14 protein-coding genes and 1 pseudogene are annotated in these 17221 nt (G+C 51.7%); 3 read left to right on the top strand and 12 right to left on the bottom strand.

Annotation, left to right across the window (positions count from 1 at the left end):
• Positions 1–174: 174 nt before the first annotated feature.
• Positions 175–351, bottom strand: a complete 177-nt coding sequence (locus ACFSUS_RS27480; RefSeq protein WP_381528036.1) for a hypothetical protein — start codon at positions 349–351, stop codon at positions 175–177.
• A gap of 471 nt (positions 352–822) precedes the next feature.
• On the bottom strand, positions 823–1224 hold the full coding sequence (locus ACFSUS_RS27475; protein ID WP_381528035.1) for a T9SS type A sorting domain-containing protein: 402 nt from the start codon (positions 1222–1224) through the stop codon (positions 823–825).
• Positions 1225–1577: 353 nt separating this feature from the next.
• On the opposite strand from ACFSUS_RS27475, the gene ACFSUS_RS27470 reads away from it, so the two are divergent.
• Both ACFSUS_RS27470 and ACFSUS_RS27465 read left to right on the top strand, forming a co-directional pair.
• Positions 1578–1937 (top strand): STAS domain-containing protein, encoded by a 360-nt coding sequence (locus tag ACFSUS_RS27470; RefSeq protein WP_381528033.1) that lies wholly within the window; start codon positions 1578–1580, stop codon positions 1935–1937.
• Positions 1915–2859 (top strand): annotated as a pseudogene (locus ACFSUS_RS27465) (oligosaccharide flippase family protein); the annotation flags it as partial. The gene ACFSUS_RS27470 and the pseudogene ACFSUS_RS27465, both read left to right, overlap by 23 nt.
• Positions 2860–3043: 184 nt before the next feature.
• Here the strand turns inward: ACFSUS_RS27465 and ACFSUS_RS27460 are convergent.
• Genes ACFSUS_RS27460 through ACFSUS_RS27445 form a run of 4 tightly spaced genes read right to left on the bottom strand, consistent with a single transcriptional unit; the run spans position 3044 to position 10213 of the window.
• Entirely contained in the window at positions 3044–4297 is a 1254-nt protein-coding gene (locus ACFSUS_RS27460) for a glycosyltransferase (RefSeq protein WP_381528032.1), read from the bottom strand.
• A gap of 23 nt (positions 4298–4320) precedes the next feature.
• The gene (locus ACFSUS_RS27455; protein ID WP_381528031.1) at positions 4321–5925 is read right to left on the bottom strand and encodes a cellulase family glycosylhydrolase; all 1605 of its coding nucleotides are present in this window, start codon (positions 5923–5925) and stop codon (positions 4321–4323) included.
• Positions 5922–7127, bottom strand: coding sequence for a hypothetical protein (locus ACFSUS_RS27450; RefSeq protein ID WP_381528029.1), 1206 nt, complete (start codon positions 7125–7127; stop codon positions 5922–5924). Before ACFSUS_RS27450 ends, ACFSUS_RS27455 begins: the two co-directional genes overlap by 4 nt.
• Entirely contained in the window at positions 7124–10213 is a 3090-nt protein-coding gene (locus ACFSUS_RS27445) for a hypothetical protein (RefSeq protein ID WP_381528027.1), read from the bottom strand. The genes ACFSUS_RS27450 and ACFSUS_RS27445 overlap by 4 nt, the downstream gene beginning before the upstream one ends.
• 224 nt (positions 10214–10437) lie before the next feature.
• Here ACFSUS_RS27445 and ACFSUS_RS27440 point away from each other — a divergent pair, with 224 nt between their 5' ends.
• Positions 10438–11223: a dolichyl-phosphate beta-glucosyltransferase gene (locus ACFSUS_RS27440; protein ID WP_381528026.1), complete on the top strand. Its 786-nt coding sequence runs from the start codon at positions 10438–10440 to the stop codon at positions 11221–11223.
• Between the two features lie 289 nt (positions 11224–11512).
• Here the strand turns inward: ACFSUS_RS27440 and ACFSUS_RS27435 are convergent, their stop codons facing one another.
• From ACFSUS_RS27435 to ACFSUS_RS27410, 6 genes are all read right to left on the bottom strand, one after another.
• Positions 11513–11644 (bottom strand): hypothetical protein, encoded by a 132-nt coding sequence (locus ACFSUS_RS27435; protein ID WP_381528024.1) that lies wholly within the window; start codon positions 11642–11644, stop codon positions 11513–11515.
• 33 nt (positions 11645–11677) lie between these two features.
• Positions 11678–12583, bottom strand: a complete 906-nt coding sequence (locus tag ACFSUS_RS27430; protein ID WP_381528022.1) for an alpha/beta hydrolase — start codon at positions 12581–12583, stop codon at positions 11678–11680.
• A gap of 212 nt (positions 12584–12795) precedes the next feature.
• Positions 12796–15009: a prolyl oligopeptidase family serine peptidase gene (locus ACFSUS_RS27425; protein ID WP_381528019.1), complete on the bottom strand. Its 2214-nt coding sequence runs from the start codon at positions 15007–15009 to the stop codon at positions 12796–12798.
• Positions 15010–15215: 206 nt separating this feature from the next.
• On the bottom strand, positions 15216–15869 hold the full coding sequence (locus tag ACFSUS_RS27420; RefSeq protein WP_381528017.1) for a hypothetical protein: 654 nt from the start codon (positions 15867–15869) through the stop codon (positions 15216–15218).
• Between the two features lie 145 nt (positions 15870–16014).
• Positions 16015–16656, bottom strand: a complete 642-nt coding sequence (locus ACFSUS_RS27415; protein ID WP_381528016.1) for a response regulator — start codon at positions 16654–16656, stop codon at positions 16015–16017.
• Positions 16657–16701: 45 nt separating this feature from the next.
• Positions 16702–17181 (bottom strand): DUF6252 family protein, encoded by a 480-nt coding sequence (locus ACFSUS_RS27410; protein WP_381528014.1) that lies wholly within the window; start codon positions 17179–17181, stop codon positions 16702–16704.
• Positions 17182–17221: the final 40 nt, after the last annotated feature.

Here is a 17221-nt window from a genome sequence, read left to right as displayed (position 1 = left end):
ATGAATTGCGCTGGGAGCTGACCAGATGGTTATGATTATCAACGTTATTACTATTTAGGAATAGAACAATAAATCTAAATAATGATGAAGCTTTTTCTATGTTATTTACTCCTGGGCTGTGCCGTTTCGTACTCGTCTTCAGGACAGACGTTAAGCCAATCGCTCTTAGATGATTCAACCTTTGCCAGCGTAATAGCCAGAACGATACGGTACCCAAGTAGTGCTCGCGACCAGCAATTGGTCGCTAAAGTTTACGCCAGTTTCGTCATAAGTGATCAGGGTAAAATCGGTCAAGTTAGAATACTGAATTTGATCGATGTAGATGCCACTTTCCGGCAAGAGGTAAGCCATGTGCTGGAAGAAATGCCTTATCGAGAATCGCGCTTTAAGGGTAGTTACATTCTTCCCGTTACGTTTCAGTTGGAAGGTAAGAGCCAACCGAAGAATCCTAGAGACGATGATAAAGAATTGATTGAAAATTCAGTAAACAGGTCCTGTTGAAAGAAATCTATGTAGTAGGTTATATCTGATTAACCTAAGCTGAATATAGCCCTATGTGATTGGAGCGGATCAATGCCCTATAAACAAAGTGAACGATAAGGGCGAAATTCAACTGAAGTGCTTCTTTTTCATTAGTAAGCACACATGAAAAACTAATAGGTTACTGTTCTGAAAATAGCCCCAGAGAGGCTTACCTACTTTATGCCTCGGACTCTCTTGCAACTTCTGTCGTTCATAATAATGCCCTAATCAACAGCGTGTCAAAGGCAAGACACGCTGTTGATTAGGGCATGAACGTACTCCTTACTGAATTTACAATCCTCAGTTGAGGGCAACCTGACGACTTGGCTTACTGGGTTCAGGAGTCGCCAGCGTTAGGGCATGGTGGGTGGTATCCACCCCGTTAGTGACTTCAAGCTGATAGGTCCCGTCGGGCAGGGCACTCACATCTAATCGGACACGAGCCGCTGTCTGGTTTTTACCTACTTGCTGAGTGAACAGCACTTTACCAGCTGCATTTGTCAGCCGAATCTCGACCATACCGCCGGTTTGCTTGTCCAGGGCAATCTGAACTTTACCGTCAGCGGTGGTGTAGATACCGCTTTGGTAAGCAACCGCTGACTTTGGCTTGCTGATTGGGGTAGTGGTTTCAGCTTGGGCTGCGTTAAAATTGATTAACACAAAAACGAAAGCAACGAGCAGGGGTTTGATGAGGGTTTTCATGATCTATCGTGTTTTAGAAAGTTTGTCCGTTTTGGATAGATCAAAGGTCGGGTGGTTCGTCAGTAAAGGCTGTCTCAATTGAGTCAGATCCTGTCACTTTTGGGAAAAGGGGAGTTGGCTGGAGTCATTAACCGACAAATCACTTAAAACTTCTCAGTTGGCTGTATCAAAGCTGGTACTACGCTTGTGCGTATTTTGTGAACCATAGTAGCAATTTAGAAGCTTTATTCATGTTGTAAGTAGGCGAAAACTTGCTGAAAGTTTTCAAAAAACCGCCGGATACGGCTATTCATCGAAAAAAGATACATGTGCGCGTCCAGAAGGCTGACATTTGAATCAAAATCAAGGCCATCATGAATACCGAAATGCTACGTAACCTGGAAGTTGAAAGCGAAGTTTTTGTCTTTAATAATAGCGTAACCCACATTTTCCGGCTGAGCGGCAATCTGTGTTCGACAGACGCTATGTGGTTAAAAGAGAAGTTACGCAGCTTCGAGTATTCAGAAACGATTCTGCTGGACCTGAGCCATGTGGTTAGAACGGACCTGATTGCCGTGAACGCACTAGCAGCAGGGCATAAGAAGCACACCCTCGGCGTAGTGATGCCCAGAAGCGCCGAAGCCGCCGAAATCTTCCACCTGACTAAGTTCAATCAAATTCTGAATCTGCTACCTACCTTGCCTGTTGCCCATGAAAACGGAGTTTACGCTTAAAAACAAGCAGTTGCTGGGCGATGGGGCGATCCTGATGATCAGTACCCTATTCGTGAACATCGGTAACTACGCCTTCAATCTGGTAGCGGGCCGACTCGTCAATCCCAGTGTGTTCGGCGAGGTGAGTCTGCTGGTGACCATGTTATTGGCACTGTCGTTCGTGGCCATGGCGTTTCAGCTAACGGCCTCCCGATTTGTGTCGGCCCGTGCGTTTCTGATGCAGACGGCCTGGCGAAGCGGGTTGGGGCTAGCCTTGTTTCTGGTTTGCTTTGGGCGAGTTATCCAACAGTTCTTTCAGCTGTCCTCATCGCTACCATTGGCCATTATTTCCCTGTCGGTACCCGTATATTTTGCCATGAGCGTCGGCCGGGGTGCGTTGCAGGGGCAGTTAAACTACCGTCGGCTGGCCGGTACGTATCAGGTCGAGATGTGGGTGCGTCTGGCACTTGGGCTAGGATTGGTTGCCCTGGGGTGGGGCGGGATGGGCGTATCGGTTGGCTTGCTGATTTCTTTAATTGCCTGTTACGGACTAGCGCAGGCAAATAGAACTCGAGATTCAGTAAACGAGACAACAAAGGCTGAGTGTAAGTTAGTTGGCGCGTTTTTCTTTACGACCTTGCTTTACGAACTGAGCCAGATATTAATTAACAATAGCGATGTTCTACTCGTAAAGCATTACTTCAACGCCAATGACGCTGGCTTGTACACGGCGCTCTCGATGATTGGTCGGGTCGTATATTTTGGTACGTGGTCCGTCGTGATGGTGCTATTCCCGAAAGTAGTTGAGCAGAAGCAGAAAGGCTTACCAACAGCTCACTTGTTTTGGGGAAGCCTCGGTATGGTTGGGGTTGTTTCTGCGCTGGTGGTACTGGCGTGTTCGTTTTTTCCTTCGCTCATTATCGGCATGCTGTTCGGTGACCAATACGTAGGGATCAGTGCCTATCTCTGGCGGTATGCGCTGGCTACGTCGTTTTTTGCCTTAGCCAACGTCTTTGTGTACTATCATCTCTCGCTTGATCGCTGGGCGCCCGTGTTGCTGTCGGTACTGGCGGGCCTGCTGCAAATAGGACTAATACTCGTCTGGCACCAGTCCTTTATGCAGATCGTCAATTGCCAGATTGTTGCGATGCTGTTGCTGTTTGCATCGCTGGTTGTTTACCATGTCTCGCTTTTCGCTCGTTCAGTAGTCGCACAAAGTGCAGGTAGTACCAGTCTACAATATCTGCCATTGGAAGCGTAACCGATGCAAAGTAATTGTTGGTGGCCAGCGCCCGGCGATACGCATCGTTCTGAAGTACCCGCTGAATCGCATCGGCCAGGCTTTCGACATTATCGGGCTCGAAAAAGGCACCGTCGTAGCCTTCTTCCTTTACGAGCTGCCCAAGGTCACCGATGTTGGGCAGGATAGCCGCCCGGCCGTAGCTGCCCGCCTGGTGCAACACCCCAGAGCTACCCGTGGTGCTGGTGTAGGGAAACACGACAACGGCGCTTTCTCCGAAAATACGGGAAACATCTTCTTCGGCAACATAGCCGGTAAAACGTAGCTGAAGAACGTGCCCGTACTGCTGCTTCATGTCGTCCAGATACCCAGCCTTATTAGGACTGTCGGTGCCAGCAATGACGATTTCAATGTCGAGATCCGTTCGGCTGCGTACCAGCTCAACGGCTTCAATCATGGCTTCAACGCGCTTGTAGGTGCCAAATTTACCGAAGGTCATCACTTGCATGGGCCCCGGTGGCAGCGTAAAGTCCGGCATCGGTGGCAGCTCAAAACTGCCGTGTGGCACCAGCGCTACGTTCTTCGCTTTGTACTTAGCCTCCAGTACTTGCACGTATTTGGCAATGGTCACAGTCACCAGGTCTGCGCTTAGAATGAAGCGGGTCAGCATGGAGCCGATAAACTGGTAAGCCGCCGAAAGAACCGGGTTCTTCGTGATACCAGCGGCTCCCAGGTCAACTTCCTCCAGAATATTGTGCAGCAGCACGACGGACGGATACCCCGCTTTTTTAACCAGTAACGGCGTTTGCAGGCCCAACGCGGCCGGTATCTTCTTGTCGCCAAAGAACAGAAACTGGATGTTGAACAGCACCACATCTGGCTTGGTCCGCCGAACGGCTTGCAGAATGTTTACCGGATTCGACCAGTTGTTGAATTGCCAGACCGCTTCTACCCGAACGGGGCAACCTTCATCGTCGAAAGTGTAGTGCTGACCAGTTGGCAGCTTATCGGCAATGAGGATGACCTCTTTAACGTCTGGATTCCGGCGAAAATGTTGCACCATATAGAAGCCATATTCGTTCAGCGTGCCTTTACCCGGCGGGTAGGTAGAAACAAGGGCGACACGTAGTGGTTGTGACATAGTTCAGGCTATTTATGAGGAATTTACGGTTTTAAAACGTCGGTAACGGGTTTAGGCTGACCATCGGCCCGAAGGATGCCGAAATGCTTTTGTGGTTCGCGCTGCCAGGGTTTACTGCCCACAACATCGGCGGGTACGTCGGTGAAGTCGTACAGTGTCCAGACGAGATAGGGAATGTTTTTGTGTTGCTTCAGGATGTCCCGCACTTGCCCAACGTACTGCTTCTGATCGTCTTCGCTTTTGCCAAACGGTGCCCAAACACCCCGGTACGTCGGCTGGCCGAACTCTTCTAACAGCAAGGTTTTCTGAGGTACTTTCTGCTGTAAATCAGTAATACCGGTCGCCAGTTCTTCAAGTGATCGGTAGGAGTGGAAAGAAACAAAATCGACCTGTTTAGCCATTAGATGGGCATTTTCGGGGTAAGCCCACCCAATCGTTATCAGGTGATTGGGGTCGAACTGCCGGGCGCGGGTTACAATCCAGTCCAGCCATTCCCTTACGTCGTCGGGATCGTGGTGTTTAAAGTCCAGATCCGGTTCGTTCTTGACATCCCAGGCCAGCAGGGCCGGGTGTTTGTTAAAGCGGGTCAGAATTTGCTCGAGCTGGCGATCCGTAGCGGTCAGGTTCAGCAGCCGATAGTCACCTACGAAGTCAAACAGGGTAACCAGGACTGTCAGACCGTGCTGGTTGGCCAGATCGAGCACGCTTTCGAGCTGATTGAGCCGTTCGGGGGGCACCTGACCTTTACCGAAGTCATGAAAGTTAACGAATACCCGTACGGTGTTCAGTTTCAACTCCCGAATGCGTTGAAAGTCGGCGTTGATGACGTTGGCATCGAACTGTTTCCAGAAGAGTGACCAGGGCGACCGCTGCGGGTAATAATTAACCCCCGCCGGAAAGAAGGGTTTTCCATTGACTACGAACCCGTTTTTCGCCATCTGTACAAACGAAGCCTGATCGGTGGGAGTTGGTTTGGGAATACGCATGGAAGCGGCTGGTTGCCGGACAATGTGCTTGATGCGCCAGAAGCCGTCATCGAGCAGCATCACCACCTGGTAATCGGCTACGGATTGATCGGTATATATTTTTTCCTGCGTATCAGTACGGAAGAGCCGTTGTTTGATGAGCAGATGGTGGTCAGTGAAGGACACAATCTGGCCATCGGCGGAGTAAAAATGAAGCTGTAAATTATGCTCTACGTCGGTCTGGTGCAGCCGATGCCCCTGCTGGGTTATCTCGGTAACGGCCGACGTTGCTTTGGGTAAAGCGTCGGTGGTGAAATATTCCTTCATGCCGACGGGTTTTCCCGCCAGATAGCTGAGTTGCCACTGATACCACGCCCGCACGTAGTCGCCCACGAGCTGCTCACGGGTGAAGTCTTCCATAGGACGGCCCGTTTCTGGATCGTCCGGGAGCCAAACGACCCGTGGCGTATGGGTTTCGAGCATGACTGTCGTCAGGTTCAGGGCTTCTTCGCGCCTGGCTCCGCTGTTGACGTACACCCAAAACTGTCCGATCGCGGCTACCAGCAAGGCCACCGCCACCAGTCCCGACGAACCGATCAATAAGCGGGAATAAGGTTTATGAATAACCACGTTTGCTTGTTTATCTGAATCGCTACTACTCATCGTATGGCAATAATTAAGGTAATCGTTCGCCCGGACACCGTTAACTCCACGCTATGTGGCCCGGGCGGTATACCCATCAGATCGGCTTCCGCGTAGCCACCAACTACTTCAATCGAAACCGGGTCCCGGTCGTCAATTTGTACCGTTACCATCGTGCCGTTCGGTACTAATTGATCCAGGCTTTCGGTCAATGGGCCAATGCGTAGCCGATGTCGTTTCTGGTCAATCTGCACCGGAACGCTCTTCAGGTTTTCGGGAAACCGAAGCGTCAGGACATTACTGCGCCCGGCACCATAGACCGAAGCACTGACCTGCATAGACCCCGCGTACCCTGGGTTTTCAAGCGCTACTTCGGCTCCACCACGCAGGGTATATCCTTTAATTAGTCGGATGCTACCATCGGGATCTACGCATCGAAACTGCACCAGCGTACCGTCTGATACTACGTTATTGTGTTGATCGACCAGCACATTGGTCAGTATGCGGAACCCCTGGCGTTGATCAGCCAGTGGGGTATAATTCGAGGCCTCGATCTTGAAGTTGACCGGAAAGCCCGGTACCTCCAGCAATTCTTTTTCTTTGCCCGATACGTTACCCGCCCGAACGCCCACGATGGTTTTTCCGGTATTGGTCTGCGCGGTTATGCGTTGATAAGCAACCAGATGGTGAGTAGCCGATGTGAGGTCATTCCGATGACCATTGGGTCGTAAAAAGCGAAATTGCACGGGTGTTTCAACGGGTGCCGGATTACCGAGGCTATCGCTTGGGATAGCCGTAATCATGGACCAATGCCACCCATCGGCAATGATCGATTTGGCGCCCAGATACAGATCCAGCGGTTGGGCCGGTTGCTGAGGTCGTACATGAATCGTTTGCGCGGCTACTAACTTGCTTCGGTGCCATACCCGCAGGGCCTGCACACCTGAGCGGGTGGTCCAGTGTTTTGGCAGAGCTACGTTCAGCACTGTGCCCGTTACCGTTTGTTCGAATACCTGCGTTCCCCAGCCACCTTGCCAGACCAGTGTCAGGTGTTCGCCTAACTGAACATGCTGGGTGCTGAGCTGAATCCGTAGGGGCTGCCCGGCAGCTACCGAATCGGGAGCTTGCAGCGTCACCCTGCCCGCAACGCCCGGCGTTGTAGAGGTAGAGCAACCCGTCAGGAGCATCATGTACAACCCGCTAAGGGTAAAAATTTGCTTCATTCGCCGATGTATGAGTTGACCAAAAACTGTACGAATCCCTGTTTTGTCGGAATCAGGTCCGGCCGATCCGTATTCGTATAGGCCGGTCGGAACGTTTCCTGCGGCAGACCATTGACAAAAAATTGCGACGACTGCCCCTGCTGAATGGGCGTAATACGTTGAAGATTGGGCAATGCTATCGAAAACGACTCTTTGCGCTGGGGCCGAACGCCTTCCTGCAAGAAACTGTGATCGACCCAGGTAATGTGTTGTGACTTGTCGTAAGCGGCCATCAAAATTTGTGGAACACTAATTTCCTGCGTCCCCTGGTTGCTGATTTGTCCCGTAGCGAACTGCTGGGCCGATACCGAAACCTGCTGAATTTCGGCATCCCGATAAAAGTCTTTGTCTGCAACCACGGCGCGGGCAAAGACCTTAAAAGACACGGGCTTACGATTAAACTTAAAGGCAGTAAACTCGTTGGGATTAAACTTGCCCGGATTCTTATCGTCTTCTTTGACCCAGGCTGTTTCTTCAAAATCGACCCGGAATGGTATCGTTTCTTTGGGTAATACCTTGTGCGAGGTGGTGTACTTGGCATTGTAGCTAACCAACACGCGCCCGTACTGGTCAAAGAGCTGGGCTTCGATGGTGACGTGCGCGGGGACGTAATCGGTGTTTTGCAACTCACCCACTACCACGTAACGGTGATCGGGCGAACGGACCAGGTTCGCCGAAAGGATATATAGTTCCGGCCGGTCCATGATGTCCTCGTGGAGCGTAGTGGCCGTAGTAACGGTTCGTTTGCCCTGATTGCGCATGGCGGGTACGCCCTTGATCAAAAACTGGTCGGGTGCAGTGGCCGACGTTGGCGTGGGCGGCACAATCCACCACTTGCCGTCATGCTGTACCAGTTCATGGGGCGTTTCAACGATATAGTTATCCAGGGGCGTTACGTATTTCTGCATCACCACCGCTTTCACCCGGTTGTTCATTCGTTCGGTGATTCGTATAGTCAACGAGTCCAGTTTGCTATACGAAGCTACCAGCCCATCCCGAACGGACAATTGGAGGATGTATTCATCAAAGCTCATAGAAGGCTCAAAATAGTCGTAAGCCTCGCGGAAGTATTTAAAATCGAGTGCGTTATAATACGCTTTAAGGGCAGACTCCGGCGTTTTTTGCGGGAAAGGGTCCGTGTTTTTGAACCAGACGCCGATCAGCAGAAAGATGACGCCCACGAGCCACAAGAACCAGACAAACCGTTTGCCCGGTAGGATACGGACCAATAGGGCACTTACTAAAAGAGGTTCAGGCCTGATGGTTGTCTGGCGGCTCTTCAACCGATCTGCCAGGTACGTTTGCGCCGGAAACTTGGTCATTCGGCTAAAAAACGTAGTATATACCCAAACCCCAATCATCGTAACCAGCGCTGATAGCGGCAAAATTCCCCACATCAATTTCTGGTAGTCAGGCATGTCTTTACTGGGCAAAAACGATGGTAGGGGCGGTACGTCCTGCTTCTGCCAGACCAGAATGCCGTTTTCCAAACGTTGCACTCGTTCCCAGCCCGCAAAGTAGAGCATCGGGTCGTAGAACTTGTCGTTCGAGAAAATGAACTTGAGGTGGTACTTCTCAGGCACCGTCAGAAACTGTTGCAACGAACCGATGCCCTGAATACCCTTGAACTTGGCATTTTCGAGCCGTTCGATGGGAGTTACGGTCAGTTCAATGACCCGGCGGGCCGAGTGGTAATTGCCGTCGATGGAACGCGCCGTTGTCTGGGCCGAGAGCCAGGCCATCTGATCACCAAATCCGAGCGTCAGAAATCGCCACCGGCTGTGCATGTCGCGGTCCAGGAAATTTAATATCGGCTGTACATCAACCGATTTTGGTTGTAATGGGCGAATACGGCCCAGGTTCACAATCAAAATGGTAGTTAAGCCAACCGCGCCGATCAAACTGCCGAGTAGTAACCGGTATCGTAACCGCTGCCCACGCGCAAGTAGCTTCTGCCGCCAGTCGCCTTCCAGCAACCGCTGAAACAGCTCGCCAACGAATGGTATCGCCACCACCGACGCCCAGAACGTAAACCGGTCGAGGGTGAGAATATCGAAGGCGTTCGCGCCCAGTAATTTCTTAGGAATCGGTGTTGTGCCCCCCGTGCCGAGCAACAGTAGCATCGTAAACGACAGGGCCATGAACAGATTCCGTCGGATATACATCCGGCGAAACACGTAGGGAAGTAGGAGTAACGTAGTGCCCAGCGGAATCAGAAAAAACATCAGACCCGATGACGGCACATTGATAAACGAGTCGCGCGATCCGTGCGGAATCGGTACCTGGGTAATGGGGTCGGTTTTCGACCAGTACCAGTACGGAAAAATAATGGTTATCATCAGCACGCCAACGCCCCCGCCAAAAAGAATCAGGTATTTGAGCCGCTTAAAGACAAGGTTGATCAGGCGCATCACTACGTTTCGTAAGTCGCCCGCTGGTCCAACTTCGTCCAGTAGCGCTACCCCAATCATGGGGGCAATAAAAAACGCCATGCCAAACAGTGTTGTGACGTGGTGGGAAGCCACCGTAACGCCCAGCAGCGACCAGGCCCGAAACAACCGTGGCCACTCCAACGTGCGGACGTACGCATAAATTTCGGGTAAGACATTCGTGAGGCAGGCGATTCCGCAGAGGGTAGGGAGTTGTCCGTACACATGAATTGTTTGCACAATACTCGACGCAAACACCGCGAATAAAGCCGCATAGCCAGCCGCTTGCTCGGACACCCAAAGCCGCGAAAAGCGGTAGATACCCGTCACAAAGCCGCAAACCGCCAGCAGCGCTACCACCGCGAATCCAAACTTCAGTCCGCCAATAAAGGACAGTAAAGCAATGAGTTGATGGGCGAGGGGTGGGTAGCTGGTAATGGTGAAACCCGTGTACCAGCGATATTCCCAGGGCTCGAACCACGACCGGGCGTAATGGTCGGCAAAAAAGATATGCACATACGCGTCGTACGTTCCCTCCAGCGTAAAGAACAGCGCTGACCCGTGGAAACATAATACGAGTAATAAAGCAATTTTTAATAAAGTCGTTGACTTGGGCATTCGATAGGTAGTCGCATCTGCCTGATTTTACACAAAAATAGTGCTAAGTCATCTACGACTGACAAGTTACTGAAAAGTCTTATTTCATTAACTCCATGTAAAATTCGCCAAAAAACCGGCAGTTGTTGCTGTTCATCGAATACTCGCCCTACAGGGGGGAAAATGAAGACAACTTTGTCTCAACAAAAACGCAGAATAATCTCCCTCCGTAACTAACTACAAACATGAAATTTGGTATTGTTATCCCCTGCTACAACGAAGCTAACCGTCTGAACGCCGAAGCTTTTACCCAGTTTACAACAATGAACCCTGATTATCAGCTGTGCTTTGTGAACGACGGTAGCCGCGACAACACCCTCGAAGTCTTGGAAGCTCTTCAACAAACGAATCCTGTGCAGATCAGTGTTTTCGATTGCGCTCAGAATGGCGGCAAGGCAGAAGCTGTTCGGCAGGGGGTACAATATCTTTACGGAACGACCAATCTTGACTACATCGGGTTTTTAGATGCCGACCTGTCGGTTAGTCTGGAGGATTTCACCGAGCTGGCCGAAACACTGGCCCGTGACAACAGCCTGAAAATTGTGTGCGGCTCCCGCGTGAAGCGCCTGGGTGCCGAAATCAGCCGGAACTTAAAGCGCCACATCATCGGTCGGTCAATGGCTACGTTGATTAGTACCTTACTGCGGATGCCATTTTATGATACACAGTGCGGAGCGAAGATTTTCCATCGTTCGCTGGTACCCGTTGCCTTTGGCGAGAAATTCCAGAGTGCCTGGTTATTCGACGTGGAAATGTTCTTCCGCATGAAGCAGTACTATGGTCTTAATCCGGCTATGAACATGATCTACGAATTCCCGCTACGTCGCTGGATTCACATGGAAGATTCCAAAATCGGCGCGAGCGATCTGTACAAAATTCCAGTACACCTGCTTCGTATCGATTTCCACTACCAGGTTCGCCCGCGACTGGCCGAAGTTCGTTTAAACCTGGTGCCCCGATTCAGTCATTAATTGAAGAGAATGTGCATGCGTGAGTGGAAGTACCCATCGTAGCTTGATTGAAAGTGCTCACCGTGAAAGGAGAGTATCCATCGTAGCAGTACAGTTTGCATTGAGTTGATTGATTACCCACCGTAACGAGTACTTATGAGTGTTGTTTTAAGAGTAATTGACCTTTGAGGTCACAACTCTAGTCGTAGACGGATGAAATTGCCACTTATGGGGCCAACGCTCGCCCGGCCGAATGAGACAGTCGTTGTGAGTCGTTTCTGAAGATGCGGTGGCAGTAACGAGCCTTGTTTCAGGAGGTGTCGCTTCTGGACTGGTTTGAGCTGAATGGTTGACCCGGTAGTTGGGGAGCTGAAGGCTTAGACTGACAGGCCGCTGATGCACCCGCTGACAGCAAGACGCGGATGTTCTGAAACGTTTTCATAAGGTGTCGATAGACTCAAATGCTAACGACTCGTTATTTTACAGCGGCAATCTGCCCTAAAACAAACGTCAGTGCCGGTTTTACAGAGGAATGGTCGGCGCACCAGTACGGGCCAAAATGTCCGGCTCCCTTCTGTTCGAACAAGGTACTTTTCACCCCGGCTGCCTGTAGTTTTTGGTGCATGGCGACACCGTCTTCCCGAATCTCGTCGATTTCACCTACGACTATCGTGGTGGGCGGCATCTTGTTCAACTGCGTCGAGACCAAAGGCGATGCATAGGGCTCATTAGCTTTGGTCATGTCTGGCATGCCCCAGTTGATGAACATGGCGTATGTTTTAAACGTAACCGAACCAGGCCGGATGTCGAGGGCCGGATTGACCAGGACCTGAGCAGCGATGGGTATGGGTTTGGCTGACTCTGCGTTTCTTAAGCAGGTAGACGCTACGAAATTACCGCCCGCACTATCGCCTAAAAGAATCAGTGGCCCTGACTGGCTCAACGTCGCCCGGTTCGCCTGAATCCAGGATAACACGGTCATGGCATCGTCGGTGGAGGCTGGGTACGGATGTTCGGGCGGACGGCGGTAGTTTACGGCTACAACCACCGCATTGGCGTCATGGCACAACCGCCGACAGATGTTGTCGTGCGTATCTAAATCACCGGCTACCCAGGCCCCGCCGTGGATATGATAAATGATTGGCAGGGCAGCACTCTTAGCTGAACTACTTGCGGCAGGTCGGTAGATTCGAATGGCTATTGGTTCTGAGCCAGATGGCACAAACCGGTTTTCGACCCCGCCAACCGCCATTGGCTGGGCTTTTAGCTCAATCACGGACTGAGCGACGCTCTGTCGAACCTGTTCAGGGGTGGGAGCTTGCCCCCAGGCGAGTGAGCCAAAAACAAGGCACAGAGTAAGGAATAGTGAGGATTGTTTCATGCTTCGTTTTGTTTAACCGTGGCTTAAATGATGGTTGGCTACCTACGTTTGTTCACTACCAGACGCCGAAATGACGGATTCAAAACATTCAACGCAGTACCTGACTTTCGTAACTATTGGTCTGGTCCTTGCCTACCAGCGACAGTAAGCCGAGAAGAGTGAGAACAGGAATATTGATTTGCATGGCTGGTAAACAGCTTATTCTGACAGAATTAGTCGGGTTTTCCGGTTAGCTGCTCCAGCAGAAAGGCGTAGGTATCAGCAAGCCGTGCCTGCTCCTGCTCACGGGCCAGGCCGGAACCGTGACCTGATTTATAATCTACGCGTAGCAGTATAGGCTTACCGCTCGTGCTGGTAGCTTGTAACCGGGCCGCCATCTTGGCCGACTGCCAGGGGTCAACGCGCCGGTCGTTCATGCCAGTTGTCAGCAGCACGGCCGGGTATTTGCTGCCATCTTTCACGTGATGAACGGCGCTCATCTGGTAAAGCCCCTTGAAGCCCAACGAGTCGGTAGCCGTACCGAACTCCTGTATGTTTGGGACGCCGTTGGCCGTGGTCTCAAACCGGAGTGCATCGAGCATACCGACGTTGATGATTGCAGCGGCAAAAAGGTCGGGCCGCTCGGTAATGGCTCTACCAATCAGAATGCCGCCCGCCGAAGTACCCTCCCCGGCCAGGTATCGGGGGGCGGTGTAGCCTTCGCGAATCAGGTATTCGGCGCAGGCAATGAAGTCATTCCAGGTGTTGGGCTTGTTGAGCTTTTGCCCGGCGGTATGCCACTCCTGACCGTTTTCTCCGCCACCCCGCACGTGAGCTACGGCGTATACACCCCCACGCTCAAACCAGGTGACAGATAATGGATTGAAGTATGGGTAAGAAATCCTGCCGTACGAGCCATAGCCCGTCAACAAGGTCGGATTTTTGCCGTTAAGCGTCAGGCCGCGTTTGTACACAATAGAAAGCGGTACCATCATGCCGTCTTTCGCCTTGACCAGCACCTCCCGCGATTCAAGGTCTGCTTTAGCCTCGGCCGGGTGTTTGGGCGCAAAACCCGTGTCGGTAAACTGCCCGGTGGATGGTTCGTACAGGTAAACCAAGCCGTTACCCGTCCAGGCGGCTGAGGCAATGAATGCACCAGGCAGCAGGTGATTGGTGCCGGCCACGAAACAGGGCGGTGCATTGGGGGCTTTGATGCGCTGGGGCCGTGGTGGGCCGTCCCAGGTTACGCGTAGGGCTTCGTCTAACCCTCCACGCATCTGCGAGATGTACAGCCCATCGAGAGCCGGGCCCATAGCGTCGAGGACGGCGTCGCTGGTCGGTACAATAGTTTCCGCATGGGCCAGGTCGGGGCTGCTTAAGTGGGTGCGGATGATTTTAAAACGCGGGGCATCTTTCGACGTCATCAGGTACAGCCAGTCTTCGTGGATAGTCACCTGCCGAATCAGGTCAGCGCGGTCGAATATCTTCTGCCAGGGTACGTTCGGTTTGCCGATGGCGTCGATGGGAGCGCGATAAACGGTTTCTTCGTTGGCATCGCCGTGTTTGATACGCGCCAGCACATAAGGCGAGGGGGTGTGGGTTAGGGTCAGTATAATCGGCGTATCGGCTGCGTCGATGGCGACAGCGGGCGACGAACCGAAGCCGAGAATGAACTGGTCAGTGGCCGGGTCGGTGTTCAGCACGTGACGAAATACCTGTTTCTTTTTCTGAAATTCGGTGGCGGGTGCATCGGCGGGTAACTGCCGCATTCGGGTGTAAAAGAACGAGCGCCCGTCGGGGTGCCACTCGGGTTGGGCGTATTCCCAGTCCATACGGTCAATGGTTTCGGGCAAATCCTGCCGCGTGGCCACGTTCAGAATATGCAGGGTAGGCTTTTCGGAACCGTTGGGGGCAATGGCATAGGCAATGTATTGGTCGTCGGGCGAGGGCACAAAATAGCTGATGCTGTAGCGCTCCGTTTTTGTGTCGAACCGGCTGGGGTCAACCAGCAAGGTTTCAGCGCCCTTCAATCCCTGGCGTAGAAACAGACTCGGCGTTTGTTGACCCGGCAGTACTTTTAGGTACAAATATTTATCGCCAACTAACCGCTCTACCCGGCGCACGGACGACGGAGCGTCGGCGTCTAAGCTAACAATGTGCTCCAGCAACTCTTTCCGGCGTGGTAAACGGTCTAGTATGGCCCTGGCCAAGTCGCCCTGTCCTTTCAGGTACTGCTCCAGTTCGGGGTTCGGCTGTTTCTCCATCCAACGGTACGGGTCGGTAATTTTTGTGCCGAAGTACTCGTCGACAACCGGGCGATTTGGGGCAACGGGTGGCTGTTGTGCGGTGGCCGTAAGCGCCGTAAGCAGCCAGACAACGGCAAGAGTTTGTTTTATTGCCCTGCGGATAAGCGTCTGGTGCCTGGATGTTGGCCAACATCCAGGCATAGTTTTTTCGCCTGGTGTCTTTGCTTTACAAAAGAGAGGGTAAACATGGCGATTAGTCATGAGGCATTGGGATAAGAAGCGTGACGTATGATATCGCAATGGGAATGATAGCTACTCAGGAACCGGCAAGCGCCAAACGAGTCCTGTATTGGATAATGCAGATTAAGCTAAACGGACTGCATGAATATCAGCAAAACGACCGCTACCTACTTGGTGAAATTAACCGATACCTGCATGGTTCGCCAGGCTTCGGCCCGATCCCGATCGTGGTGGTAGGTTGGCTTGGTCATTTTAGCGTAGGTAACGGGGTTTTCGAGCATGAGGAGTTGAATAGGTGCAATTAAGGCCGGCGACTGTCCGCCGGACGTAGCGTAATTCAACTGCAGTTTGAACATCACACGATTGGGGCGAATCATCGGATTAGGTAAATTAGGACTAACCGTAATGGTACTATCCACTACGGTGGTTTCGCCGGGTGAGATCGGATCAGTAATCGAGGCCCTGGTCAGCCGGTAAGTCGACGTCGCGAACGACGGTGTGTTGACGCGACGGAAATCGACCGATACGTTGTAGAATAACGACCCACCATACGCATTGACCGTGTGGCTAATCGCCTTACTCTTTGGCAACGAGATAACTTGACTGTTCGCCGTGCTGGTAGCCAGTACTTCGTTGTTCTGCCCCATGAAGTAGATTGTGTATAGCTGAAATTCGCAGGGATACGGACGATCTTGCCCGTTGAGCATTTTGCAGTTGGTTGCCGCGATTCGGGCACCCTGTGCAGGCTCAGGAATTAAGGCCGGATTTGAACAGGAATCCAGCAGTACGACCAATAAGCAAAGAAAAGATACAGGTTTCATCAGGCAAAAGCGGTTTAGGAAGCACTCCGGGAGTGCTTGATTTGATAAAACAGAAATGAACAGTTGAATAGGATGTTATAAATAGTCGGCGAAAGTTGACAATCCGGAAACAACGTTTCTTTGCCAGACGCTAGTCCGGTATTTGTTACCGGAACATCCCAGTTTTTAGGGCCTTGGCCACCGCTTCTGATTTAGAGTTGACGTGCAGTTTCTCGTAGATGTTGACAATGTGCGTACGGACGGTTCCCATACTAATCTGGCAGTGATGGGCGATGAGCTTATAACTGTCGCCTTCTACCAGACGCAGCAATACGTCTTTTTCTTTCTCAGTTAGCAGGAATTCACTCGGTTTGGATTGCTTATCGTGGCCCGGCCGGAAGGCTTCGAGCACTTTCATAGCAATTGAAGGGGTCATGGCAGCGCCCCCCGCCTTTACTTCCCGGATCGCGTCGATAATCTTATCCGCGGGGGTTTTCTTCAGCAAATACCCCACAGCTCCCGCTGAGATGGCCGCAAAAATTCGTTCTACATCTTCAAACACGGTAAGCATCAGAATCTTTGGCTGGCTGGTCCGCTGCCGAATAAGTTGTACGGCTTCAATGCCCGTGCGGCCGGGCATATCGATATCCATCAGAATGACATCGGGTTGGTCGCGTCGAACGGCGTCAACGGCATCGAGGGCATTTGGGTATTGGCCCGTCACGATCAGATCGTCGGTAGCGTCGAAGACCAGCGCCAGGGTTTCGCGTAGGGAATCGTTATCATCAAAAATGGAGACTCGAATCATGCCGACAAAGGGTATAGGTGTGAATAGGAGCGGGTTACTATGAGTTTACAAGTTTGCAACCGGTAGCTTGAATTGACCATTGGTAACCGTAAATTCCTTTTTATCACCGCTGTTATACGTTTTGAGCGAGAACGTGCCTTCAATTACGTCATTAGCAAAGCGGGTGACGGTTACTGTACCGGTTCGGCCCCCCTGAATGGTGTACATCGTAGTCGTTTTTACGTCAAGGTAGCTGCCAGTACTCTTTCCTGACAGTCGATCTTCCAGTGCAACCGTAGCTGGGCCACTGAAGTTTACCAGTGTGAAGCCAACCTGATGATTGGCGTCAGAGCCTGTAACCGTTAAATCTTTCGTCGCTTTCGTAAAGGTGGATAAAGCAGAGGTTGTGTTAAACGCCTGCCCGTTAATTTGCGCGCTCATCGTAGCATTCACGGATGGAGTAACGGTATCGTTATTGTCTGATTTGCTACAAGCCATGCTGCTGGCAATCAGTAGTACTGAGGTGATTAGTTTAGAAAAGTTCATAACAGGTCCGATTTTGTTTTATGCAGCTTATGCTGGTTTA

It is taken from the genome of Spirosoma soli (genome assembly GCF_042684525.1).
Taxonomy (GTDB): Bacteria; Bacteroidota; Bacteroidia; order Cytophagales; family Spirosomataceae; genus Spirosoma; species Spirosoma soli.
The sequence above is the reverse complement of the archived record's forward strand: the minus strand, read 5'-3'. Positions and strand labels throughout refer to the sequence as shown.